At 43.8% G+C, this 24,007-nt stretch carries 28 protein-coding genes; 12 read left to right on the plus strand and 16 right to left on the minus strand.

Annotated features, from left to right (window positions below; all coding sequences use genetic code 11):
- Nucleotides 1-155 precede the first annotated feature (155 nt).
- Genes ACJA3J_RS19015 through ACJA3J_RS19030 form a run of 4 tightly spaced genes read left to right on the plus strand, consistent with a single transcriptional unit; the run spans nt 156 to nt 3,501 of the window.
- Nucleotides 156-1,088, plus strand: a complete 933-nt coding sequence (locus tag ACJA3J_RS19015) for a glycosyltransferase family 2 protein (RefSeq protein ID WP_406945007.1) — start codon at nt 156-158, stop codon at nt 1,086-1,088.
- On the plus strand, nt 1,046-2,839 hold the full coding sequence (locus tag ACJA3J_RS19020; RefSeq protein ID WP_406945008.1) for a DUF6020 family protein: 1,794 nt from the start codon (nt 1,046-1,048) through the stop codon (nt 2,837-2,839). The genes ACJA3J_RS19015 and ACJA3J_RS19020 overlap by 43 nt, the downstream gene beginning before the upstream one ends.
- Nucleotides 2,832-3,179: an EamA family transporter gene (locus tag ACJA3J_RS19025; RefSeq protein WP_406945009.1), complete on the plus strand. Its 348-nt coding sequence runs from the start codon at nt 2,832-2,834 to the stop codon at nt 3,177-3,179. The genes ACJA3J_RS19020 and ACJA3J_RS19025 overlap by 8 nt, the downstream gene beginning before the upstream one ends.
- Complete coding sequence (locus ACJA3J_RS19030) at nt 3,169-3,501, plus strand: DMT family transporter (RefSeq protein ID WP_406945010.1); 333 nt, start codon at nt 3,169-3,171, stop codon at nt 3,499-3,501. Before ACJA3J_RS19025 ends, ACJA3J_RS19030 begins: the two co-directional genes overlap by 11 nt.
- A 41-nt stretch (nt 3,502-3,542) precedes the next feature.
- Here ACJA3J_RS19030 and ACJA3J_RS19035 read toward each other — a convergent pair whose 3' ends face one another.
- The 9 genes from ACJA3J_RS19035 to ACJA3J_RS19075 form a co-directional block, all read right to left on the minus strand.
- Nucleotides 3,543-4,208 carry a YesL family protein gene (locus ACJA3J_RS19035; protein WP_406945011.1) on the minus strand — a complete coding sequence of 222 codons (666 nt, stop codon included), beginning with the start codon at nt 4,206-4,208 and terminating at the stop codon, nt 3,543-3,545.
- Nucleotides 4,209-4,270: 62 nt separating this feature from the next.
- Entirely contained in the window at nt 4,271-5,239 is a 969-nt protein-coding gene (locus ACJA3J_RS19040) for a sugar phosphate isomerase/epimerase family protein (RefSeq protein WP_406945012.1), read from the minus strand.
- Nucleotides 5,240-5,261: 22 nt separating this feature from the next.
- Nucleotides 5,262-6,299, minus strand: coding sequence for a Gfo/Idh/MocA family protein (locus ACJA3J_RS19045; protein WP_406945013.1), 1,038 nt, complete (start codon nt 6,297-6,299; stop codon nt 5,262-5,264).
- Nucleotides 6,296-7,336 carry a Gfo/Idh/MocA family protein gene (locus ACJA3J_RS19050; protein ID WP_406945014.1) on the minus strand — a complete coding sequence of 347 codons (1,041 nt, stop codon included), beginning with the start codon at nt 7,334-7,336 and terminating at the stop codon, nt 6,296-6,298. Before ACJA3J_RS19050 ends, ACJA3J_RS19045 begins: the two co-directional genes overlap by 4 nt.
- A gap of 14 nt (nt 7,337-7,350) precedes the next feature.
- On the minus strand, nt 7,351-8,073 hold the full coding sequence (locus ACJA3J_RS19055; protein WP_089652021.1) for a ThuA domain-containing protein: 723 nt from the start codon (nt 8,071-8,073) through the stop codon (nt 7,351-7,353).
- A gap of 49 nt (nt 8,074-8,122) precedes the next feature.
- Complete coding sequence (locus ACJA3J_RS19060) at nt 8,123-9,163, minus strand: LacI family DNA-binding transcriptional regulator (RefSeq protein ID WP_089652022.1); 1,041 nt, start codon at nt 9,161-9,163, stop codon at nt 8,123-8,125.
- Between the two features lie 43 nt (nt 9,164-9,206).
- The gene (locus tag ACJA3J_RS19065; protein ID WP_089652023.1) at nt 9,207-10,031 is read right to left on the minus strand and encodes a carbohydrate ABC transporter permease; all 825 of its coding nucleotides are present in this window, start codon (nt 10,029-10,031) and stop codon (nt 9,207-9,209) included.
- The gene (locus tag ACJA3J_RS19070; protein WP_089652024.1) at nt 10,031-10,891 is read right to left on the minus strand and encodes a carbohydrate ABC transporter permease; all 861 of its coding nucleotides are present in this window, start codon (nt 10,889-10,891) and stop codon (nt 10,031-10,033) included. Before ACJA3J_RS19070 ends, ACJA3J_RS19065 begins: the two co-directional genes overlap by 1 nt.
- A gap of 176 nt (nt 10,892-11,067) precedes the next feature.
- Nucleotides 11,068-12,375 carry an ABC transporter substrate-binding protein gene (locus ACJA3J_RS19075; protein WP_089652025.1) on the minus strand — a complete coding sequence of 436 codons (1,308 nt, stop codon included), beginning with the start codon at nt 12,373-12,375 and terminating at the stop codon, nt 11,068-11,070.
- Nucleotides 12,376-12,740: 365 nt separating this feature from the next.
- Here ACJA3J_RS19075 and ACJA3J_RS19080 point away from each other — a divergent pair, with 365 nt between their 5' ends.
- On the plus strand, nt 12,741-13,178 hold the full coding sequence (locus ACJA3J_RS19080) for an Hsp20/alpha crystallin family protein (RefSeq protein WP_115893376.1): 438 nt from the start codon (nt 12,741-12,743) through the stop codon (nt 13,176-13,178).
- Here ACJA3J_RS19080 and ACJA3J_RS19085 read toward each other — a convergent pair.
- Nucleotides 13,172-13,588, minus strand: coding sequence for a hypothetical protein (locus ACJA3J_RS19085; protein ID WP_406945015.1), 417 nt, complete (start codon nt 13,586-13,588; stop codon nt 13,172-13,174). The two genes, ACJA3J_RS19080 and ACJA3J_RS19085, sit on opposite strands and share 7 nt — an antisense overlap.
- A 43-nt stretch (nt 13,589-13,631) precedes the next feature.
- Here ACJA3J_RS19085 and ACJA3J_RS19090 point away from each other — a divergent pair, with 43 nt between their 5' ends.
- Genes ACJA3J_RS19090 through ACJA3J_RS19100 form a run of 3 tightly spaced genes read left to right on the plus strand, consistent with a single transcriptional unit; the run spans nt 13,632 to nt 14,450 of the window.
- Nucleotides 13,632-13,829 carry a hypothetical protein gene (locus ACJA3J_RS19090; RefSeq protein ID WP_406945016.1) on the plus strand — a complete coding sequence of 66 codons (198 nt, stop codon included), beginning with the start codon at nt 13,632-13,634 and terminating at the stop codon, nt 13,827-13,829.
- Nucleotides 13,830-13,834: 5 nt separating this feature from the next.
- Nucleotides 13,835-14,158: a hypothetical protein gene (locus ACJA3J_RS19095; protein ID WP_089652029.1), complete on the plus strand. Its 324-nt coding sequence runs from the start codon at nt 13,835-13,837 to the stop codon at nt 14,156-14,158.
- A 1-nt stretch (nt 14,159) separates the two neighbouring features.
- On the plus strand, nt 14,160-14,450 hold the full coding sequence (locus ACJA3J_RS19100) for a hypothetical protein (RefSeq protein ID WP_406945017.1): 291 nt from the start codon (nt 14,160-14,162) through the stop codon (nt 14,448-14,450).
- On the opposite strand, the gene ACJA3J_RS19105 is transcribed toward ACJA3J_RS19100, so the two are convergent.
- From ACJA3J_RS19105 to ACJA3J_RS19115, 3 genes are read right to left on the minus strand one after another with little or no spacing between them, the layout of a single operon-like run.
- Nucleotides 14,435-14,653, minus strand: coding sequence for a hypothetical protein (locus ACJA3J_RS19105; RefSeq protein WP_089652031.1), 219 nt, complete (start codon nt 14,651-14,653; stop codon nt 14,435-14,437). The two genes, ACJA3J_RS19100 and ACJA3J_RS19105, sit on opposite strands and share 16 nt — an antisense overlap.
- A 47-nt stretch (nt 14,654-14,700) precedes the next feature.
- A complete protein-coding gene (locus tag ACJA3J_RS19110) occupies nt 14,701-14,946 on the minus strand; it encodes a hypothetical protein (protein ID WP_089652032.1) in 246 nt (81 codons plus the stop codon).
- 36 nt (nt 14,947-14,982) lie between these two features.
- Nucleotides 14,983-15,180 (minus strand): hypothetical protein, encoded by a 198-nt coding sequence (locus ACJA3J_RS19115; RefSeq protein ID WP_406945018.1) that lies wholly within the window; start codon nt 15,178-15,180, stop codon nt 14,983-14,985.
- A gap of 219 nt (nt 15,181-15,399) precedes the next feature.
- On the opposite strand from ACJA3J_RS19115, the gene ACJA3J_RS19120 reads away from it, so the two are divergent.
- Both ACJA3J_RS19120 and ACJA3J_RS19125 read left to right on the plus strand, forming a co-directional pair.
- Entirely contained in the window at nt 15,400-16,164 is a 765-nt protein-coding gene (locus tag ACJA3J_RS19120; RefSeq protein WP_089652034.1) for a sugar phosphate isomerase/epimerase, read from the plus strand.
- Nucleotides 16,165-16,214: 50 nt separating this feature from the next.
- On the plus strand, nt 16,215-16,748 hold the full coding sequence (locus tag ACJA3J_RS19125) for a phosphatase PAP2 family protein (RefSeq protein WP_406945019.1): 534 nt from the start codon (nt 16,215-16,217) through the stop codon (nt 16,746-16,748).
- Between the two features lie 17 nt (nt 16,749-16,765).
- Here ACJA3J_RS19125 and ACJA3J_RS19130 read toward each other — a convergent pair whose 3' ends face one another.
- Nucleotides 16,766-17,095 (minus strand): DNA-binding anti-repressor SinI, encoded by a 330-nt coding sequence (locus tag ACJA3J_RS19130; RefSeq protein WP_089652036.1) that lies wholly within the window; start codon nt 17,093-17,095, stop codon nt 16,766-16,768.
- A gap of 1,038 nt (nt 17,096-18,133) precedes the next feature.
- On the opposite strand from ACJA3J_RS19130, the gene ACJA3J_RS19135 reads away from it, so the two are divergent.
- On the plus strand, nt 18,134-18,856 hold the full coding sequence (locus ACJA3J_RS19135; RefSeq protein WP_406945020.1) for a CBS domain-containing protein: 723 nt from the start codon (nt 18,134-18,136) through the stop codon (nt 18,854-18,856).
- Nucleotides 18,857-18,948: 92 nt separating this feature from the next.
- A complete protein-coding gene (locus tag ACJA3J_RS19140; RefSeq protein ID WP_406945021.1) occupies nt 18,949-19,320 on the plus strand; it encodes a PilZ domain-containing protein in 372 nt (123 codons plus the stop codon).
- Between the two features lie 148 nt (nt 19,321-19,468).
- Here the strand turns inward: ACJA3J_RS19140 and ACJA3J_RS19145 are convergent, their stop codons facing one another.
- Nucleotides 19,469-22,546: an efflux RND transporter permease subunit gene (locus ACJA3J_RS19145; RefSeq protein WP_406945022.1), complete on the minus strand. Its 3,078-nt coding sequence runs from the start codon at nt 22,544-22,546 to the stop codon at nt 19,469-19,471.
- Nucleotides 22,546-23,880, minus strand: coding sequence for an efflux RND transporter periplasmic adaptor subunit (locus ACJA3J_RS19150; RefSeq protein ID WP_406945023.1), 1,335 nt, complete (start codon nt 23,878-23,880; stop codon nt 22,546-22,548). Before ACJA3J_RS19150 ends, ACJA3J_RS19145 begins: the two co-directional genes overlap by 1 nt.
- Nucleotides 23,881-24,007 lie beyond the last annotated feature (127 nt).

Below are 24,007 nucleotides of genomic sequence, written 5' to 3' on the forward strand. Positions count from 1 at the left end.
CCTTTAATTGTAAACGCTTTCTTAAACATTCGCAATAACACCTTTGTTCAAAACAGCATAAATTGAGTCCACTTTCGGTTACATTAACAGGAAGAAGCTGATAAACTAATGTGGTGAATATTTTTTGTTACTTTATTTTGAAGGAGAGTTATAAAGTGAGAATAGCCGTCCTATTGCCCTGCTACAATGAAGAACAAACCATCGGGCAAGTGATAGATGAATTTAGAGAAGAGTTACCAGATGCTGATATTTATGTATATGATAACAATTCAAAAGACCGAACATCAGAAGTTGCCAGAAAGCATGGTGCGATTGTAAAAAAAGAAATGCGTCAAGGAAAAGGACATGTGGTCCGCTCCATGTTCCGTGACATCGAAGCCGATTATTATGTAATGGCCGATGGGGATCGTACGTATCCAGCAAGGTTTGTACACCAACTATTGGATCCCTTAAAAAAAGGGGAAGCCAACATTGTGATTGGTGATCGCCTCTCCAATGGAACATATGTAGAGGAAAACAAGCGCCAATTCCATAACTTCGGTAATAACCTTGTGCGTGGGCTGATTAATTTCTTATACAAGAGTGATTTAAGAGATATTATGACCGGTTACCGGGCATTCGATCGTTTGTTCGTCAAATCCATGCCTGTTATGAGCCCTGGATTTGAAATTGAAACGGAAATGACGATCCACACACTTGATAAGAGATTCAGTATTAAGGAAATTCCAATTGAATATAAAGATAGACCTGAAGGCAGTGAGTCCAAGTTAAATACTTTCAGTGATGGGTTCAAAGTTTTGAACAAGATTTTCACTCTATTCAAAGAGTATAAACCGATGTTGTTCTTTTCTTTCTGGTCGATTGTTTTGTTGGTCCTCGGTTTAGCTTCCGGAATTCCTGTTATTGTAGAATATTTCAATACCGGCTTTATTTCTAAGGTCCCATCAGCCATCCTTGCCGTAGGCCTGGTGATTTTAGCTGTTCTATCATTCGCATGCGGTTTAATCTTGGATACTGTAGCTTCGAACTTCAAGAAACAGTTTGAATGGGAACTAAACAAAATCAAACAAGATACAAAGGAATTGTAAAAATGAACCGTCACTTATTTGCAGTGTTAGCCAGTGTTCTAATCAGTCTTTTAAGTACTTATTCTTTAATTTCTTGGTACCAGGACTTTTCGGAGACACACTGGATCATTGTCGGATTTACCTTTCTTTTTTTTGGGACCATCTTCTTTTTCATGTATCAAACGATAAAGAACAATCCAAACCGTTTTCTACACTATTATAAAAAAGTATTCCTAGTAGCCTTCTGGCTCATTTTTTCGTTCGTGCTTTTATGGAGCCTTAAGAGTTCAACAGATTCCTTAAATCAGGGAACACTAAACATTAACCTTTTTGTCCTTGTTTGGTCTTACCTGACCATATTGGTTAGTGTTTCTTGGTTTACCATCCTTCTTTTGATGTTGAATGTCAAAGGAGTCCCGACCAAAGTTTCGAAACATAGAATTATTTTGTATGCTATTATCCCGATCGTCTGTTGGTCCTTTTATTTAGTTGCTTATTTTCCAGGTACTATGACCCCAGACTCCCTTTCTCATTGGGAGCAAATTCACACGCTGGATTTCAGTAATTGGCATCCCGTTGTTTACACTTGGTATATCATGCTTCTTACTACGATTTGGAAGTCTCCGGCGATCATCGCATTTTCGCAAATCGTCCTTTTAGCTTTGTTTGGTGGTTACGCAGCCTATAGCATTGAGAAGAACGGAGTGTCACAGCGTTGGATTTGGGTTGGGATTATCCTTTTCGCTCTTTATCCTTTAAATGGAATTTTCCCAATTGCCATTTGGAAAGATATCTTTTATAGTGGTTTACTCTTTTTATTTACTGTAATCATCTTTAATATTGTCGCTTCTAGAGGTAAATGGTTGTCATCAAACATCCATCTCGTTTTCTTCGGACTCGTTGCACTTGCCACCAGTCTGATGAGGACAAACGGTCTGCCTATTACCTTTGTCATGGGTGTTTTATTACTTATTGCTTTCAGACAATATTTCTTGAGAATCCTGTTGACTACAGGGGCGGTCCTAGTCATGTACTTTGTCATTACTGGACCATTTTTCGATTACATGGATGTAAGAGCAACAAGCCCAAATGAAGCTTTGAGCATCCCAACTCAACAGTTCGCTCACATCATTAAAGAAAATGGGGACCTGTCAGAAGAAGAGCGTCAATATTTAGGAAACATTCTTCCTTATGATAAATGGGCAGAAAACTACAATCCATATTTGACGGATCCTATTAAATTCGACGGTGAATATAATCAAGATGTGATTTTTGATGACTTTGGGTTTTATTTAAGTACGTGGGCTTCTGTCGTCTCCAAAAATTTTGGACTGGCCGTCGAATCCTACCTTAACCAGACTTCTATTCTATGGCAGATTAATCAACCGGACGATGGATATACAAGCACATATGCCCGTAATGTTTACTTGTACAATGATTACGACTTAAAAACCGATCCTTTAAGCTCAACCGCTTATAGAGTTGGGAACAAAGTGCTCGTTTCTATTGAGCGTTATTTGCTTGAACCTTTGCTGAGACCAGCTTTTTATACCACGATTATTCTTTTGTCTGGAGTAGTTCTTGCACTAAGAAACAATGGAAAGGCATTACTAATCATTGCTCCTGTCCTTTTGAACACAGGAGTCATGTTACTTGCTACACCTGCTCAGGACTTCCGTTATCAATTCGCAAATGTTCTGATCACCTTTTTTGTGATAGGTATTCTCTTCATTCGATATGAAGACAAGGAAAAGAAGGTACAACATGAATGATTTTAAAAGCTCAATAAAGAAAAATAAGCTAGGTATTATATTAATGGTGTTTGCTGCCTCTCAAACAGCTCTCGGCCAGATGTTTTGGAAGATGTCTAACGGAGAAATAAACATTTATCTGTTCATCGGATTTTTCCTCTATGGTTTAGGAGCCGTCTTAATGATCGTGTCCTTCCGGTTTGGAAGCTTATCTGTGCTCCATCCATTATTGAGTATCGGTTACGTATTCGCTTTATTCCTAGGAGCCGTGGTCTTACAGGAAGTAATCTCGACAAGTAACATTATCGGTACGTCATTAATTATGATCGGTGCCGCCCTTATAGGTGGTGGTGACAATTAAATGGATTTTAGTCGTAGCTCTGTTCACATTGTGCGGAGCAGTCGGAGGATACTTCTTCAAGAAAGCGACGAGTGACGGTTTCCATATTAATAAATACTTCATGAAACAGTTGACGATTGGTGCTTTCTTTTATGGAATAGGAGCGATTATCAATATCATTACATTGGTTTTCTTGCCTTACACCATTGTATTTCCTTTAACTTCCATCACTTATATATGGACTTTGATCATTTCTTACTACTTCTTGGATGAAGTCATTACGCTGAAAAAAGTTGTGGGAGTCACTTTCATCATTGCCGGCTCCTTTCTTCTCATATTATAAAAATAAGGAACCTCCTTTATTACTAAGGAGGTTCCTTATTTTTATTGGTCGTTACTCAATTTCAAATAAAGCCTGTAGTAAGCGGAGAAGGCGAGAAAGGCGATGATGGATCCTGTGAAGATCGGAATGATCAGCGGGAAGATGTACAGACTGACGGCCAGAATGAACCCTGAACTAATCGCAACCGTCAAGAACAACACCGGACTGACAAACGTAAGCATAAACGCTTTTTTCAGCACCGCTCCTGCTTTCAAATCAAAATGGACAAGCGTACTGAATGTGTTGATCGTGTACACGAACAATAAGATTCCTAAGATCAGAAACAGATTCATGAGCAGGGAACTCGTCGTAGAAAAATAATAAAGATCAGCTGCCAGCACACTCCACAAGATTGTAAGAGCGATTCCAGCCTTCATGCTGTTTTTATAATTCTCTTTGTAATAGCTGAGATAAGACCGATCAGCGGTTTCTTTATGATCCTTCCTCACCCAGTCACGTGCTTTTGCAAACATGGCGGTGGTAGCAGGGAAAAATATGAAAGGCAGCAAATACCACAATTCTTTTACGTCTCCAATGTTCAATAAGCTCAACAATAATAGCGCAACAGGCAGATTGAACAACGCCCACTGAAGGTTGGTTAATGCAAATTTACTGATCCACTCGCTGACGGCATAAAGGCCGCCTCTGATTCCTGATGTTTGTTTCATACGTTTCCCCTTCCTAAATATAAAAACCCCTCAAAAGTCAGAGGGGTTTTGCTGTTTCTAAATTAAGCCCACCACATCTCCGTTGCTGGTTCTTCAATCAGCACAGACTTCAAGTTTTTCACGGCTTGATTGAATCCTTCGTTGATCGACATGATCGGATCTTCGTGCTCGATACTGACGACATGATCATAGCCGTACGTACGAAGTGCACTGATGATGTTAGACCATTCTTCAATTCCGTGACCGTAACCGACGGAGCGGAAACTCCATGCGCGTGTCTGTACGTTTCCGTAATTCTGCATGTCTGTCAGACCGTACATGTTGACGTTATCCTGATCGATGTATGTGTCTTTCGCATGGAAATGGTGGATCGCATTTTCTTTACCCAAAATCTTGATAGCCGCTACTGGATCGATGCCCTGCCACCATAAGTGACTTGGATCAAGGTTCGCCCCGATGGCATCACTTGTTGCTTCACGAAGCTTCAACATCGTGTAAGGCGTGTGGACAAGGAATCCTGCGTGCAGTTCAAGACCGACTTTTACGTTATGTTCTTCGGCAAACTTTCCTTGTTCTTTCCAATAAGGTATCAGTTTTTCGTTCCACTGCCATTCTAACACATCTGAATACTCCGGTGGCCATGGAGTGACCGGCCAGTTCGGAGCCGTATCGTTTTCGTGCCCGCCTGGTGTACCTGAGAAAGTATTCACGACAGGAACATCCATCAAGCTTGCTAGTCTCACTGATTTTACAAATGCTTCATGAGACTCTTCTGCGAAAGCATTGTCCGGTGAAACCGGATTTCCATGACAGCTGAAAGCACTGATGGTCAGTCCGCGATCATGAACTTTCTTTAAGTACTCGTTTCGTTTCTCTTCACTTTCAAGAAGCTCATCAACGTTACAGTGAGCATTGCCAGGGTAGCCGCCTGTCCCGATTTCGACCGCTTTCAAACCTGCTTCTTTTGCATGGTCCAACATTTCTTCAAAGGATTTATCGGAAAATAATACAGTAAAAACGCCTAATTTCATGATCAATCTCCTCCTGCTAGGTTTATAGTTTCACACTCGTTCCTGCTTCACTACTTTGATAGATCGCTTCCATCAGCTTCGTTACTTTCAACGCCTGTTCCGGCTTCACGACTAATTCGTCATTCCCTAAGCAGCTGTCGATAAAATTTTCTGCCTGTGCGAGACCAGGGGTCGGTTCGCCTTCACGGATTTTCGCTGTACTATCGAGCAGCGCCCCGTATTTGGCTTGATAGAGTTCAAATGGATAAACACTGAGGCCACCGTCGACACCAGAAATCGAAAGCGACGTGTGGTCTTCCTTGATATTAGCCGCCCATGAACACTCAAACTGAAGCGACTCTCCGTTTTCGAACGTAATGTAACTCGTCACATGATCATCAACGTTGAACGATTCATGATCGAACGCGCCCCAGTCGTTCACCTGTCCCGGAGTTTTACTCAATCGATCGTAGGTGCGTCCCATCACCTCTACAGGTTTCGGATCATCCAGAAGCCAAAGCGCAAGGTCAAGCAAGTGACAGCCAAAATCAATCAAACTGCCGCCGCCTTGCAAATCTTTATTCGTGAATACACCCCAGCCTGGGACTTTCCGGCGCCGCATGGCCTGGACTCTTGTAACAAGAGGATCGCCAATTTCATTATTTAGGATCGCTTTTTTCGCCAGCTGCGCTTCCGGTGTGTACCGGTAATGATAAGCAATCGATAAAAGACGGTCATTCTTCTCCGCCGCTTCCATCATCGCTTCGCATTCTTCTGTCGTAATCGCCATTGGCTTTTCACACAACACGTGCACACCAGCTTCAAGGGCGGCAATGGAAATCTCTGCATGGAACTTGTTCGGCGTACAGATTGTGACCGCATCAACTTTTGAGAACATATCTTTATACTCTTTGAAAATATAGGGAATCTGATGGGCTTCGGCTACTTCTTCCGCTCGTTCTTCATTCACATCCTGGACAGCCGTAAGCTCCACTTTGTCTTTTAAATCAAGGAAAGAGGGAATATGCCGTCCTTGGGCAATTCCCCCTACTCCGATGATTCCCATTTTTAAGCGAGTCATTTCGTGATTTTCTCCAGGCTGCTGATTTGTCTCGTTTCGCCTGAGCGGAGGGCACCGAGGATGACTTCCAGTGATTTCATACCTTCTTCGCCAGTGATGAGCGGCTCGGTATCATTCACAATGCTATCAACGAAGTGGTCGATGACATGAGAATTGCTTTGTCCGCCTTCTTCATTGGATTGAATTTTTCCAAGCTGATAATTGACGATATCGCCATTCGTGTATTGAGCGATCAAGGAGTATTCTGGATCGTCTTCAAGGCGAAGTGTTCCTTTTTCCCCGTAGATCACTGTTGAGTTGTCTTCGTTCGGATTGTAGGCCCAGCTCGCTGCCATCGTTCCGACGACACCGGATTGAGAACGTAGAATACAGACAGCATTATCATCAACCGTAATGTCTTTCTTCGCATTGTTCTCGACAAAACCTGCCACATCGACGAATTCTTCGCCAAGGATGTAGCGGAGCAAGTCTGCCTTATGTACTCCCAAGTCACCCATGGCACCGATGAACGCCTGATCTTTTTTGAAGAACCAGCTGTCTTCCCCTTCTGCACTCCATCCTTCCGGTCCACCGTGACCGAAAGCCGTACGGAAGCTGTACACTTTTCCAATGGCTCCTGATTCAATCAGTTCTTTCGCTTTCACGTGAGAGGGAACAAAACGTTGGTTGTGAGCGATCATCAATTTCTTTCCGTTTTTCTCAGCCGCTTGAATCATTTTTTCTGCTTCTTCTTTGGACGTTGCCATCGGCTTTTCACAAAGGACATGAGCACCGGCATTCAGTGCAGCAATGGAGACTGGTGCATGCAAATAGTTCGGCAGGCAAACACTCACCGCGTCCACTTCTTCTTTCTGTAATAGCTCTTCATAGTCTGTGTAAAGAATCGCACCGTGCAATTGCGCTACTTCTCTCGCGCGTTCTTCAACGATGTCACATACGGCTGTGACTTCAACATTTTCATTTGCAACATATTCCGGAAGGTGACGATTTTGAGCAATACTTCCGCATCCAATTACAGCAATTTTCAATTGTGTCATAGTTAAAAGCTCCTTTATGATTTAGTTGAAATTTCTTCTAAAGGTTGAGCATTACCGTAAACAGGTGTCGGCGTTTCTGTATTGTTCGCCCATTTCACACCATTACGGATGACGGTTTGTACTTCTTTGTTGTAATAGGTCGGGTACGTTTCATGTCCCGGACGGAAGTAAAAGACCTTTCCTCTGCCACGACGGAAAGTAGCCCCACTACGGAACACCTCTCCACCTTCAAACCAGCTGACGAAAATCAATTCTTCAGGTGTAGGGATATCAAAATGTTCGCCATACATTTCTTCTTTTTCAATTTCAATGAACTCGCCGATGCCTTCCGTGATCGGGTGGCTTGGATCGACGACCCAGATGCGTTCTTTCTCATCCGCTTCACGCCATTTCAAGTCACAGGACGTGCCCATCAACTTTTTGAACGGCTTAGAAAAGTGGGCAGAGTGAAGAACGACCAGTCCCATGCCTTCGAGCACTCGCTGCTTAACTTTTTCAGCGATTTCATCCTGCACTTCATCATGGGCTTTGTGTCCCCACCAAACGAGTACATCCGTTTCTGCAAGTACTTCATCGGTCAATCCATGCTCTTCCTCATCCAATGTCGCTGTTTTCACATTCTCATGATCTTCCCCAAGAAAATCAGCGATTGCACTATGAATGCCCTCTGGATAAATATCAGCAACGACCTGGTTTTCTTTTTCGTGACGGTTTTCATTCCATACTAGTACGTTCATGTTCATTCCCCTTTTCTGTAAAATAAGCGCTTTCTTTCTGAGAAAAAAATTAATCTTTTTGTTTGATCGTTTTCCTTGGGTGACAGGAATCCCGTTCTACGATGACCGTCGGGATGATCACACTTTTTTTGATCATGTCCGGACGGTTCAATAAATCAATTAAGCTCCTGGCTGATTCATGACCCAATTGAAACGACTGTGTATCTACTGTTGTTAGTGCGGGATTTGATAAACGGGCAATCATCGTGTTGTTGAACCCGACGATGCTCATATCCTCCGGCAGCTTCAAACCTTTGGAGGTTAAAGCTCTCATGACGGTCAATGCATTATAATCATCGGTGATGACAAGGCCCGTCGGCGGGTCCTTTACCTGAAGCAGTTCCTCCACCACTTGATCGGCATCCGCCAGTCCCGATTGAATATTTTTCTGTAAATTCTTGTCTTCCTCTAAATGACCATTCGCCAAAGCTTGTCGAAATCCTTCTAAACGGTCCCTGGCTACTTCAAAATGAGAATCCCCTCCGATAAAGCCGATCCTCTCATGACCCAGTTGAATCAAATAATCCGTCACTTCTTTACTTGCGAGGATGTTGTCATTATCTACAAACATCGTTTCACCTGCCCGATTCACAGGTTTTCCGACCATCACGAAAGGAAAATTGCAATCCCTTAGATACGGAACGACCTTGTCATCTTCACGGGAGTACAAGACGATGACACCATCGACCCGCTTCCCCTGCACCATTTTGACAACCTCTTTGAAGATCGCTTCTTCCGTGTTGCCTGTCGTCAAATAAATGCTGTAATCCTCTTCATGACATGCATCGCTGATTCCCCTCAACAATTCTGAGAAAAAGGGGTTATCGAAAGAATGAACGGTAGAAACTTTGGTTACAATGCCGATTGTCTGTGTCGATTGACTGACAAGGACGCGACCGTTGTAGTTAATGTGATACCCCAGTTCCTCCATCACTTTTCTCACTTTCCGTTTTGTCCGTTCGCTGATACGCGGACTATCGGAGATGACTCTGGATACCGTAGAAGGAGCGACATTCGCAACTCTCGCCACATCTTTAATCGTGACAGACACGCCCATCGACTCCTTTCCTCTATTTATCTTTCATTTTCCTACCTTATTTAACGGCTCCTTCGGATACGCCGTTAATGATTTGTTTCTGAGCAAAGAAGTAGCCGACGATGACTGGCAGGATTGCGATGGTCAGACCTGCAAGTGCCAGGTGCCATTGTTTCGTGTATTGACCGAAGAAGTAGAACATCTTCAATGGAATCGTTGCATTGGACTCACTCAATACAAGAGATGGAAGGAGATAGTCGTTCCAGATCCAAATGACGTTCAAGATCGCTACGGTTACGGAAATCGGCTTCAACAATGGGAAAATGATGTACCAGAACGTTTGGAAACGGTTCGCTCCATCGATGATGGCCGCTTCGTCCATGGACTTCGAAATCCCTGTCATCGCTCCGTGGTAAAGGAAGATCGACAAACTACAACCGAAACCAAGGTACATGAAGATCAATCCACCAGCGTTCAGCATGTCCGCCTGTCCGAAAATAGAGACGAGTGGAATCATAACGGACTGGAACGGAATCAACATTGCAGCAACGAAGATGAAGAAGATGATGCCGCTGAGTTTACTTTTGTTCCTTGCTAAGGCATATCCGGCCATAGAAGAGAACAGGATGATGATGGCGATACTCAAGCCTGTAATCAAGACAGAGTTGAACAGTGACTTCAAGAATGCCAAATCAATGAATGCTTCTACAAAGTTTGAGAATACAACTTCTTCCGGAAAACCTAAAACGCCTGAGAAGATGTCACGCTTTGTTTTAAACGCATTGACAATCATCAAGTAGAAGGGCGCAATCCAGATGAGACCAAGCAGAAGGCCGAGAATTTCAATGGAGATTAAATTCCGTTTTTCTTTATTCTTTTTCATTACATCTCAACCTCCCGTTTCTTGTTGTAATACACTTGCGTCAATGCAATAACAGCAACAATCAAGAAAAAGATAACGGCTTTGGCCTGAGCGTAAGCCATTTGATTATCAGAGAACGCGGTACGAACAATTTCCATCGCAACCATTTGCGTCGAGTTGAATGGTCCGCCGTTTGTCAGGGACAAGTTTTGGTCATAGATCTTGAAGGCCATGGAAAGCGTCAAGAACATACTGACCGTAAAGGCCGGTGCAACGAGCGGGAACGTGATGTTTTTGAAGCGTTGGAAGCTGCTTGCTCCGTCGATTTTCGCTGCTTCGATCAACTCTTTCGGAATGTTTTCAAGGTAAGCAATGTAAATGATCATAATATACCCAGCCATCTGCCATGCGGTCAGGATGACTAGACCCCAGAAACCAGTGTTCGTCGTAGACAACCAACCGTTCAATCCTTCAATTCCAGTAAGACCGGCAATATCTCCAAAAACGCTGATGAAGATGAACTGCCAGATGAATCCTAAAATCAGACCGCCGATCAAGTTCGGCATAAAGAATACAGTACGCAGAAGGTTGCCTGACTTGATGTTACGAGTAACAAGAAGAGCCAGTCCGAGGCCCATGATGTTCAAGAGGATGACGGTTACAACGGCGAATTTAACCGTAAACCAAATCGAATCCATGAATTCACTTTCTTGGAAAAGGTTAATGTAATTCTCAAAACCTATGAATGCATTTGCTGTAATCCCGTTCCAATCCGTGAAGGAATAGAAGAGACCATATAAGAAAGGAATGACGACGACTATACCAAGACCCATGATCACCGGCGTCAGGAACAGCCAGAAAGATAAACTTCGATTCTGCATGTATTACTCCTCCAATGCTTTAAGCGGCACAAACCGCGCGTTATGATATCGATCTCATATGATTGGATAAAACATCCCATCTATTAACATACTTACCTATTTAAATATCCTAATAGAGGGGATCTTTTATAGTACCAGTAAGGGCTGCAAGCCCTTACTGGTTCCAATTCTACTAATTATTGACGAGCATCTTCCCAAGCTTGCGTTGCTCTTTGTTCTACTTCTTCCCAGCTGATATCTCCAGCAAGGTATTCTTGTACAGCTACTCCGAATGCGTCCTCAGTCCAGCCAGTCGGCGCTCCAAGGAAAACCCATCCAAGTGTGTTGCCTTCGTTCGCATACTCATAGATTTCCTGAGAAATCGGATCTGCGATTTCCTGATCTTCATATCCTTCGTATGCCGGAATGAACTTGAATTCTTCCGTTACGAATTTCTTACCTTGATCAGATGTGTACATCCAGTCCAAGAAATCCTTACTTGCTTGTACGACTTCATCTTCAGACTCTTTGTTCACAACCCAGTAGTTTGGTACACCAACAGGGATGCTGCCTTCGTAACCTTCTACAGGGATTGGAAGAAGGCCGACGTTATTTTCAGCAAATTCAGGATCCATGGATTCAATCGTGTTATATACCCAGTTTCCTTGCTGAATCATCGCAACTTTTCCAAGAGAGAAGTTTTCTTCAACTTGTTGAGAATAATCAAGGCTAAGTGTTGGCTGAACAGAGTACTCATTTTGAAGGTCTACGAAACGTTTCATTTGGTCACCCATCTGAAACTCAATCGTGTCCGCTTCATAAGCTTCCATGATGTCATTGTTGAATTCATCTGCAATATACGCATTGGCTAAGTGGTTACCGATGACCCACTTCTCTTTAGCCGGGAAGGCAAATGGTGCATCGATTCCAAGCTCGCCTTTTTGATCTTCCAACGTTTGAACAGCTTCTTCTAGAGCTTCAAACGTTGTGATTTCTTCAGCATTGATTCCTGCTTCTTCAAAAACTTTTTTGTTATAAAGAAGACCGTATCCTTCCTGGTTGAAAGGAAGTCCTAATACTTGGTCATTACGGGATACGCCGGAAAGCGTCCCTTCAAGTGCTGCGTTTGCTGCATCTGTATCAGAAAGGTCTGCTAAGTACTGCTCATACTCATCGACATCTGTCGGTCCACCAACGTTGAAAATGTCAGGCTCTTCTCCAGAAGAGAAAGAAGTCTTCAATGAAGCCCCATAGTCGTTTCCTCCACCGACGGTTTTCACGTTGATGTTCACGTCTGGGTTTTCTTCTTCATACATAGAGACAAGCTCTTCAAACTGGTCCTTGAACTCTACTTTAAACTGAAAGACATCGACGGTAACGGCATCGCCTGAAGCATTGTCGTCTGAACTGCTGCTGTCGTCTGATCCAAATGAACAACCAGTAAGAGCTACAGTAGACGCCAACAATGCTGTCGCAATCCCAGAATAAAATTTGTTTCTTTTCATCTGATCCACCCCTATTAATTTATTAATCGTTGAATCCGCTTACATATCACATCTAAGAAAAGAGTTTTCTAACTTGTGCAACATGTGCGCATACGTTTGCGCAAATGGTAGTTAAAAAACTCATCCGCTTGTCCAACAATGAGTTATAAAAATGCTTTTGATTAAGATGTGAATACGTTTGCACAAAATTCATTGATTAATGAAGTTGAGTAAATCATAACACGGGGGTCTTCCAAACACAACACTATTTTTCAAATAATTCTCCAAATAGACAGCGTTTACATAGATTCGTTTTTTCCGTCTTTTATGTGTCATGTCATGAACATACGCGATTCCACATACTTTGTAAGAGTGAGGTGAAAGAAATGAAGAAAAAGAACGGTCCGATCAATTGGGAGGCTTTTTCAGAAAATGTGGAGAAGGTGTTAGGAGAAGATTTCTGGAACGACATGCATCATGTTATTCCAAAACGCGGTCCTTCTTATGATTTTTTTGAAACGGAAGATCAGGCTGTCCTTGTGATTGAACTGCCAGGTTTAACAAAGAACGACCCGGTCTATCTGACCCAGGAAGGCACGTCCATGATTATCCGGGGGGAGATTACTCCCGATTACCCCGTAGCGGAAGGAGATTTAATCCATAACGAACGTTTGAAAGGGAGCTTCAAACGTGTGATCCCAGTGCCCTTTCATTTTACTGCAGAAGATATCGTGACCGCCTACAAAGAAGGCCTGTTGATCGTCACCATTTTTAAACGCCACAAAAACAAGGATATTCCCATTGAATTAGAGGATCATCAATAATGCAAAAAGATCTCTTTTTCATCAGAGCTCTTTTTTTGTAAACGAACTTCGATGGCCCCGTCCTGGTACTGTGCATACCCATTTCTTCTGCTGGTCTGAGCAGGCAGCGCAATCTCCATCCTTTCAGCCCATATCCCGCTAACAAACAGTTTCCCGCTTCCAACACTCAATCTTATCGCTTCTACATCCACTTCGTAAGGAACAGGGATGGTAACAACAACTTCCTTCATCAGCTCCATCACTCTATAATCACTGCTCGGATGGCTTGGTTTTTGTCGATCTTTTGGTGTCAGAGCATCCTGAATCGACTTTTGCACGAAATCATTCATTTTCCCCATATCCATCAAATCATCAGGAAGAAAAGAACTCTCTTTGCCCAAAGGATTGAACCAATTCATAATGTCTTTCATGCTTATCTTTTCCTTTCATACATTAGTCATAGGAGGTGATGATATGAGTCACATTCAATTTAGGAATTTGTCCGTTGACCAAATCAGTGATGCATCTGGAATCTTTTCAGGAACCAACCTCCAGTCCGGATTTAAGGCCGTGGAACAGAGATGGGAGGGAAACGGGAAAATCATTGGTCATAACAACACCCTCCAGCATAATAAACATCTAGTCATCAAACGGCCTTCTAAAAGAGTGTAGACGATATGTTGTTTAAAAAACGTCGTGACAAGCAAGCGGATATCGATCATCTTGTAAAAGAGATTCATGAATTAAAACAAGTGATCCAAGGAATGCAGGGGAAGCATGTGGAATACCATATTCATTTTGACCAAGTCGATATCCATGACCCCAACCTTGAACAATTGACGTTCCAGTTGGATCAATTAGATATCGACGAATTGAGCGGAGCCCTTAATATGGGAAACAATTTCGGTGTGAACGTCAAACCGAAAAACTCTTCACGTCCTGAATTGAGCCGAACGGACAATGGATTGAAGTTCAGCTTCAAATCAAAGGAGGATTCCTAATATGGCCGGTCTGTCTCCTTACTTTTTCATAGGGAACATAAGGATTGGAACGATTGAAAATGCCTCCTGTTTGAATATGGGAAACAATATCCCGACAGGTTTTGAGAGTTATCAAAAACATAACCAGGGCTTTGGGAACGTCTATGGAGATGGCAATACCCTCGAAGGGGTACGTTCCATTTTAAGTGACTCAGCCATTCTTGACCTGATGTCCCAAGAAAACGGCCAGGAAATTCCAGAGTGGGTACAAAAACTCATGGAAAAGAAAATGGAGGATCATCCTGAAGATTGATCGGCTCCATTCTCCTTTTTGGATGGACGTGCCATTTTCGTTATCGGCATATCGATTTCATCGTTATCATGAATCACATTCACATTATAAGAAATGATGTTTCCGTCCCCTACGACTGTACCAAGGGCAGCATTTTGCTTTTCCTGCGCTTCCCAATGGGTTTGGGTGTTCGGACCGACAAATATGCCGGAGTTATTCGTCATGTGATTGACATAGATGGAGTCAAATTGAATATCGATCAGAAGCCCCCCTAATATTGGACGTTTGGTTGAGGGTTGCTGACGGTAGGGTTAACGATCGGTGTATCATTAACATCATTATCAATAATCGTATTCACATTGTTGGTCGCAATGAAAAAACCGACGGGAATTCCTGCAGCATTATTGTTCTTCCCTTGCCAGGACCAATCGGGTTGATTGTTCTGCCCTGTGGATATGATTCCATTTTCAGTAATGGAGTTGACAGCGATTTGATTGAAGACGACAGATACGGGCATTCCTATTCACCTCACCTTTTCTTCTGATATCCTATTCTAGAACATTTGGAATGTGTCTTTTTCGGACAAACCTACATCACTCCCATGCTTCCCGTAACATTCAAAGCAAAAGTCAATCTCAAGAGTCGCTCCATCTGTAACCGTACACACTTCATACTCACGAAGCTCTTTTTTACACATCCAGCAAACGCTGTGAACTTCATTCATTTCCTGCATCGTCTCTTTCCAACCCATTCGTATCCCACCTTTGATTGTTTGGCTATAGCGTTATCTTACGCGGTACCCAGACACTTTCAAAATCAGCAAAATGCCCTTTGTCCCCTACCTTTGGTTGTTCTTTTTCTACTTTCTTCTGGTTATTTTTCGTTTTCGGAAGGGAATTCGACAATGGAAATCTAATTTTGATAAGAGTAGAAAATTAAATGCAATGAGGATGAAAGGAAAGGGATCAATATGAATACACCTATACCTATCGCAGTACAGCTTTATACTTTACGAAATGAAACCGCCGCAGACTTTGCTGGAACGTTAAGGAAAGTAGCCGATTTAGGCTTTGATGCCGTCGAGTTTGCCGGTTTTGGTGACATGACAGCTCTCGAGGTCAAACGCTTATTAGATGAACTTGGTTTAAAAGCTGCTTCCAGCCACGTCCCGCTGGATGAACTAAAAAACAATCTTCCGCAGGTCATCGAGGATCAAAAAACGATTGGAAGCCAATATGTCGTCTGTCCGTACATCGAGAATCGAAATGAAGCGGACTATGTGCAGTTAATTGAGGATTTGAAAAAAATCGGTGATGAATGCCGTCAGCATGGTCTTACTTTGTGCTATCATAATCATGACTTCGAATTGGAGCCGCTGCCGGATGGAAGAAAGCCACTGGACGCGATCCTTGAGGAAACCGATGAGAACCAGGTTCAGGCGGAATTCGATATCTACTGGCTTCAAAAAGCAGGCGATCAACCTTCTGCGTGGATCGACCGCTACCAGGGACGTACGCCATTGATTCATTTGAAGGACATGACCCTTGATGAAGAACAATATTTCGCTGAGCTCGGGACAGGCGGCGTTGATTTAGACACGGTGTTTGTTCTTGGTGAGAAAGCCGGGGTAAAGTATTGGATCGTCGAGCAGGATGAAAGCCGCCGCACACCTTTAGAAAGCTTGGAAATCAGTATGAATTACTTAAAAGAGAAGTTCCCTCAATTGAATAAATAAACGGAAGGGCGTGATTTCTTCACGCTCCTTCTTTATGTAAGGAGAAACAAATGGAAAAAGCATTCGTATCATGGATTTATAATTTTTCTGAAGCCGAATGGGTGGATGCACTCATGATCTTCTTTTCCACATGGGGATACAAAGCGATGATCGCTTTATTCCTTTTGTTGGCATTGTTCAAAACGACGCGGAAGCTCGGACTTACGGCCATTGCTGCATCTGTGATGGGGTTAGTCATTAGCAGGACCATTCGCTGGATCGCGCCAAGGGAAAGACCTTTCGTAGCCCTTGAAGAGGTCACACCATTGATCGAAAAAGAAGCGAGTGCCTCTTTTCCCAGTGAGCAAGCATTATTTGTCGGCATCTTTATCGCCTTGCTGTGGATAATTGGAAGCAGACTGAAATGGGCGGGGATCTTTCTTGGATTCGTCATTCTAGTTTCAAGAGTATATCTTGGTCATCATTATTTTTCAGATGTACTGATCGGGGCTGTTTTAGGTGGCTTCCTTTTTGTCACCGTCTACAAATTATTCAGCAGCCAGCAGAGTTTCCCGGAAGAAAAAGAGAAAAGCCTGACCTCTTAAAAAAAAGAGTCAGGCTTTTATTTATTCTGGTGGATTCTCCATTTATTAAACTCCAGATATTCACGGAATTGTTCTTTAGAGATCCCTGAATTCATCGCTTCCTGAACCAAATTCATCCAATCTTTGTCCAGCGTTTCATCTTGAGGTTCGTTTTCTCCGTGGAGTAAAAAGTTGATCGAAACGTCTAGTTCCTGGGATATTTTAGTCAAGAACTGAATGGAAGGATTGGTCTGGATATTCCGCTCAATCGAACTCAAGTAAGATTTTGCGACTCCCGCCCTTTCGGCTAATTCAGATAGCGACATATGTCGGTCTTTACGAATTTTTTGAATGCGTTCACCGATCATGATCTCACCTTCTTTCCTGTTGATATGAGTATAGCACAGATTGAACAACCGTTCTATTTAAAGCACGAAAATCAATACGGAGTCCTATGTATGCTTTCGTTTCCTCTATGTGTATACTTCCTATTCCCTATCTTTTATTATCGTACAATCATACAAATTATTTAGTGAAAGTTTTATTTTAACGAACGTTTTTTAGCTTTTTTCATGTATATGGCAGGATTGTGGAAGACTTGATTTCGAGATGTTTCGGGGTTCGTTTGCCGTGTTGAGCGTTAGGGGTGGCTGGGAAGCTACTCGCTTTCCTGTGGGGGAGTGGCAAGCTTCCTCGGACTTCGTCCTGCGGGATCTCGCCTATCTCCTTTCTCCCACGGGAGTCTCGCAGCTTCCCAACCACCCCATTCGATATAGGTGAGAAAAGAACCCCATTAACGAGAGAGGCTGTCTTCCACTACTCTGTTGGTATAGGAAAAAACGCTCTATAACAAGCTTTCCATATGCAGAATAGCTACTTTAGTCATTGATTCCTTCCAAATTCGATGTGCATGAAGCAGCTTTATTCTGGAAGTGGTTTCGAGATAATTATATGGCAAAGGGGCGGAGGGGAATGGCGAGACTCCTATCTTAAGTGTGCAGGAGCCTCGATCAGCGGCGTATGGACTGGACTGAGCTGGCGGAGATAAAGGAAACACGAAGAACGGAGTGATTCGATGTTGACTTATCGTACAGAAGCGAGGGAAGTCTCACTAGCCGCTAGGCGCCGGAACCGGATAACTAAGAGGAAAAAAGTGCTTGGTGAGACCCCGCAGGACGCAGTCCGAGGAGACTCACCGCGCTCCAGCGGAAAGCGAGCTATTCCCCTCCGCCCCCATCCACTTCAACAAAAGTCTCGAAACTGAGTCTTCAAGAATAGGGAGCTATAGTTAAATAAACCTTTGGGTAATTCATAAATCGAATTATGGTTAAAATGAATCACTTTCGTCTAGGATTCACACACTAACTGTAAAAACGAGTGATAATCCTTAGGAAAAGGTGAACAAGATGAATGACATTGTGGAGCAGTTTGAAATTACATTCAACCAGATCCATCAACATTTGAAAGAACTGAATGGCTTCCCGAAAAATGATAATTTCGTGGAGCTTCTTCAGCGTTCCAAACTGAAGCATAGCGTCATCCGTATCCACTTTGACCAGTTGAAGCAGTATGCGAAACTTCGAAATGCGATCGTTCATGAACGGATCAGTGGGGATTACTTTATCGCCACCCCTCATGAGGATGTCGTAAACGCATTGAAACGAATTAAACGAACGCTTGACCAACCGCCCGAAGCCCTGGAATTCGCCACTCGTCCCGTCCTCTTTTTCAAAGAAGATACAGCGCTCAGTCACGTGATGGAAGCGTTCGACCAGCACGGGATCTCTCAGTTCCCTATCTACACAAAAGAACGGGCTTTTTCAGGGTTACTAACCAATGACGGCATCGTCCGTTGGTTGTCTCAAAATCATAAAAATGAAAGAATCGTCCTTGAGAACATTTGCGCTTCAGACGTCCTCCCCGTTGAAAAGAATCGTAGTGTAGAATTTTTAAAAGCGGGTGCTACTGTATTTGACCTGGAAGAACGGTTTGAGAGAAGTTTAAATGAAAACCGGAAACTGAAGGCTGTTATTTTGACCGAAACGGGAAGCCCTGATGACCTGCCGATGGGAATTGTGACTACATGGGATTTGATTAAGGTGGACAGACGTGAAAGTGAGGAAGATTGAGTTTTTTCGAAGTTATATAGCTAAAATTATTGAACGTTCATCCTTGAGAGGATATGATAAAACCATCCTAGTTTAGGAAGAGGGATGTAAGCATGAATGAACGCAGACATGAACCCTTTCGGTATCCATTCGAAACACCTCTCCCGGGTTTTTACAACAAGAAGTTCAGCAGTCATTTGTCAGGTCCTATGGAAGTGAAAGACATCAGTATGAACGGATTACGTTTTTCTTGTGATTCTCAACCTGGATTGTCTATGAAAGATGAGTTGTTCCTCACCTTCATTTATGAAAATAAGACATTTACAGCTGAAGGGCGACTCATTTGGATGAAAACGGAAGAGCAGCATATGACGTGTGGTGTACACGTGTTTGAATATCCAGATCAACTAAAAGAGATCATTGCAAAGCTTGGGGATTCACTTAAGGATGTTCAGAATAATTCAATGGAAACGAAGTCTCCGTAATGGAGGCTTTTTTATTTTGCTTTAATTGATTGGTTTCCTTTTACCAATGCTTTTGAGTGCCTGGCACCCATTGAATTGTTGATATGTAAAAAAATGGTGTACCAGGTCATCCAATATTTGGATGACCTGGTACACCAAAAAATGTAAGTTATTCTTTTTCGGCTCTTTTTCGGAAGAAGCCGGTGATTTTGTTGGATAGGTCGTCAAAGTATGTGTAAACGACAGGGATGAGTACAAGCGTGAAAAAGCTCGATACGGTCAAGCCGAAAATGATGGTAACCGCTAGAGGTTGTTGTGCTTCAGCGCCTCGTCCAATTCCGATCGCTAATGGGACCATACCGAGTACTGTCGTCAAGGTCGTCATCAGGATAGGACGAAGGCGGTTAGGTCCCGCCTCTAATATGGCTTCATAACGATCGTACGACTTCCGTCTCAGGATGTTGATGTAATCGACAAGCACGATGGCGTTGTTGACGACAATCCCTGCCAGCATAATGATTCCGACAAAGGCCGGCAAGCTGAATGGAAGGCCGGTCACAAATAAACCGCCTGAAATTCCGATAATGGTTGCCGGTAAAGAAAACATGATGATAAATGGGAACAAGAAGTTCTCAAATTGAATCGCCATGACGGCATAGACAAGGAAAATCGAAAAAATCAAGGCAAGAGACAAGTCGCCAAAAGCTTCCTGCATATCCTGCGCCTGTCCTCCTATGGTGTAGGAGTAGCCGTCAGGAAAATTCAGACGCTCCAACTCTGTCCGCACTTCTTCTGTTGCCGTCCCTAGATCAATATTAGAAATCTCCGCTTCCACATTCACTTGCGGCTGTTGGTTTTGACGGAGCAAAGACACAGGTCCCTGAACTTGGTTCAACTCCGCAATGGTGGCGAGTGGAATGAGTGACCCATTCGGTGCTTGGACCGACATTCCTTCTAAATCTGCAATCGTCTGGCGCTCATCTTCCGGAAGGATAAAACGCACATCGATTTCATCTGTTCCATTTCGATATCGCGTCGCTACCTGACCATTGAAACCGAGCTGTACCTGGCTGATCACTTGTTGCTCAGTCAGGCCGTATTGGGCCGCTTTATCCTGGTCCACTTCAATCTGCATTTCAGGGCGTCCTTCATCCGTCGATGACGTAGCATTTTGCACCCCGTCAATTTCATTCATCAAATAAGCGACTTGGCCAGCAAGCTCGTCCAATACTTCATATTCTCCACCATTGATTTGCACTTGCAATGGTGCACCCGTTCCGAGACCAGCATCTAATTCACTCACTTCTATTTCAGCACCTGGAATGTTGGAGAGGGATTCACTCATTTCCTCCATGACGGTTTGGGTCGTTTTTTCCCGCTGTGAAGGTTCGACAAGCTGAATCGTATAGGAAGCAAAGTCAGACGAGCCGTTCCCTATGCTTCCCATCGAACCTCCGCCAATAGAAAGGTAGCTGACATCTATGATTTCACTATAGTTCTCAATCTCTGTGTCAATTTCTTCTGTGAGAGCTTCCGTTTCCTCAAGAGATGTCCCTTCAGGCATGTTCACTCGCACTTCCACCTGCCCTTGATCGGAAGGGGGAATGAATTCTGTTCCAATCAATGGAATGAGGGCTACACTCCCTGCGATAAGTGCAGATGTAATCGCAATGGTCGTTTTTCTGAATTTCAATACCCACCTTAAAATCGAGCGGTAGCCATCATTCACTTTTTCTAAAAAGCGGTTAAACCAGTACCGGCGTCCTTCTTCTTTCAAAGATTTTGTTAACAGTTTCGAAGACAGCATAGGAATCAAAGTCACAGAAACCGCTAAGGAAGCAATGAGCGCAAACATGATCGTCAACGCAAGCGGTGTGAACAATTCAGATGCAATGCCTTCTACGAAGATAATCGGTAAAAAGACGACGAGTGTCGTTGTCGCTGAGGCTACAACAGCGGGGGCAAGTTCTGACGCCCCTTGTTTAGCCGCTTCGACCATCGAATATCCTCGCTGACGGTAGCTGACGATGTTTTCTAAAATGACGATAGAACTGTCCACCATCATTCCAATCCCGAGGGCGAGTCCCCCCATCGTCAGCACGTTCAATGTTTCACCGGTGAAGTACATTAAAGTAAATGTCGATATGATTGCAATCGGTATCGACAACCCGATGACGAGCGTCGCGCGTACACTTTTCAAAAACAACAGCAGAATCAAGACGGAAAAAATACCGCCGAGGATGATGTTCAATACAACGCTGTTGATCGATATCTTAATAAATTCTGATGTATCTAAAACAATGCTTGTGCCAACACCTTCAGGAAGATCGGCTTCCAGCTCATCCATCGCTTCCCTCACGTTATCGGCGGTTTCAACGGTGTTCGCATCTGTCTTCTTCAAAATGGAAAGTACGACAGAAGACGAACCATTGACCTTGCTGATGGTGTTGGAATTGGTAAGTGTATCGTTCACTTCAGCAATTTGATCAAGCGTCACTTGTGCCCCTGAAGGAGATTGAATCCTTGTGTTTCTCACATCTTCCACAGAGGTGAATTCTCCATCAATCCGAATTTGCAGATCCTTCTGCCCTTTCTCGATGGTTCCTGCTGAGGCTGATTGATTGGCTGCATTCAGCGCCTGAATCAACGTTTGGGAATCCAAGCCGTATGTAGCCATTTGGGCGCGATCGACGAGAACTTGCACTTCTTTCGTCTGTCCGCCTTCAATGCTGACAGAGGCGACTCCTTCCTGCCGTTCAAGAAAAGGAACCAGCCGGTTTTCTGCTACTTTTTGTAGCTCATCCGGCGTATCTCCTGAAAGGCCGACCGTCATGATTGGAAGCTGTTGCGGATCAAAACGGAGCACACTTGGATCTGACGCCCCTTCTGGTAAAAGCCCTGTCACCTGATCAACGTTTTCCCTGACTTGTAAGAGCGTGCTGTCAAGATTCACCCCTGTATTGAACTGCATAAGAACGAGCGAGGCCCCAGCCTGTGATTGAGACTGGAGCACCTCGAGTCCTTCAATACTACTGACGGAAGACTCCACTGGCCTGCTGACGAGTTTTTCGACCTCCTGTGGTGCTGCTCCTTCATAGGAAGTCGATACCACTGCGATCGGCAAGTCAATTTCCGGATATAAATCAATGGTCAAACTTCTTAGAGATACAAATCCCAGACCAAGTATCGCAGCAACGATCATAATGACTCCGACTGGTCTTTTGACGGAAAGGTTTACAAGCTTCATCAGGAATCCTCCTCCATGATGGTGACTTGATCCCCGTCTGACAGGGTCAGTTGCCCTGTTGTAATCACCGTCGCATCTTCAGGAAGGTTTCCGGACACCGCTGTAAAGTCCGACTGAGATTCTAAAACTGAAACAAGAACCTGGACTGCTTTTTCATCGACAACCTGATAGACGAAGGTTTCATCATTCTGTTCTACCAGACTATCTGTCGGGACAATGAGTGTATTTTCCACAACATTTTCTGGAAGTAAGAAAGTCGCCATCATTCCCGGTTTAATCTTTTCATCTCCATTACTCACCGTTGCTTCGACCGGGTAAAGTCCAGTATCATCAGGAACGGAAGAGACGTAGCTGATGGTTGATGATACCTGTTCTTCCAAAGAAGGAAGATCGACGGTGAGCTCCGCTCCTTTTTCAAAAAGAGAGAGTTGATCGGCGGTGACAGAAGCTGTGATCGTCATGGGATCCAGACTGACGATGGTGGCAAGTGGCTGTTGGTTGCTTACCATATCCCCTTCACTAGCATTCAATGTCGACACTTCGCCGGAAGTAGGTGCAGGGATCGCTTCATTTTCGGCTTGTTCCTGCGCCTGGTTTAATTGAACATTGGCTTGTTCTACCTGAAGCTCGGCCTGCTCAACGGCTACACGCGCCTGCTCCAATTGTTGTTCTGCTTGATCGACTTGCGCCTCTGCTTGCGCTACTGCAGACGAAGACTGAGGCTGCTGTCCATTTAACTGCTGGTATTGAGCATACGCTTGATCAGCACGGTTCTTCGCTTGTTGATAGAGCGCATCAGGAATGGTCCCTTCATCGGCCAATTTTTTCGTTTCATCAGCCAGTTGCTTGGCTTGTTCGTATTGTTGCTTCGCTGCTTCCGCTGCCTGAGCGGTTTGACTTGCCTCCGATTGCGAGGCCTGCTTAGCAAGGTCGACCTGCTCCTTCGCATTTTCAACACCCTGTGCCGCTTGCTCTTTTGATACCTGAGCATTTTCAAGCTGCGTTTGTGCTTGACGCAGGGCGATTTGCTGCAATTCTACCTGATTATCTGCATTGCCTCCTGGACGGACGACGGCCACTGTTTCACCTTCTTCTATTCTGTCCCCTTTCGCAACGTTCAAGGTCGCCAATTCTCCTGGGGTTTCAGGCAGGACAGGTGAAGTATCAGCAGCGGTCGCACGGGCCACCAGTTTACGTTCCACGACAAAATCTTCTTTTTTCACGGACTCCACTTTGACCGGCGTGATCCGCTCCTCTATTTCTTCATTGGCTTCTTCCTGATTACAAGCGGTTACAAAGAAGAGCACCATGAACATGAAAATCAACCGTTTCATCTAAGACTTCCTCTCCATATCAGACTCCCGTAAATCTCCCGGACTTATCTTCTTTTTCTTCTCTATTTTCCCCCTCAATCGATGAGAGGATACCCTATTCAAACGCACTGACCATGTAGTCATAATT

The organism is Halobacillus sp. SY10, assembly GCF_045401165.1.
Lineage (GTDB): Bacteria > Bacillota > Bacilli > Bacillales > Halobacillaceae > Halobacillus > Halobacillus aidingensis.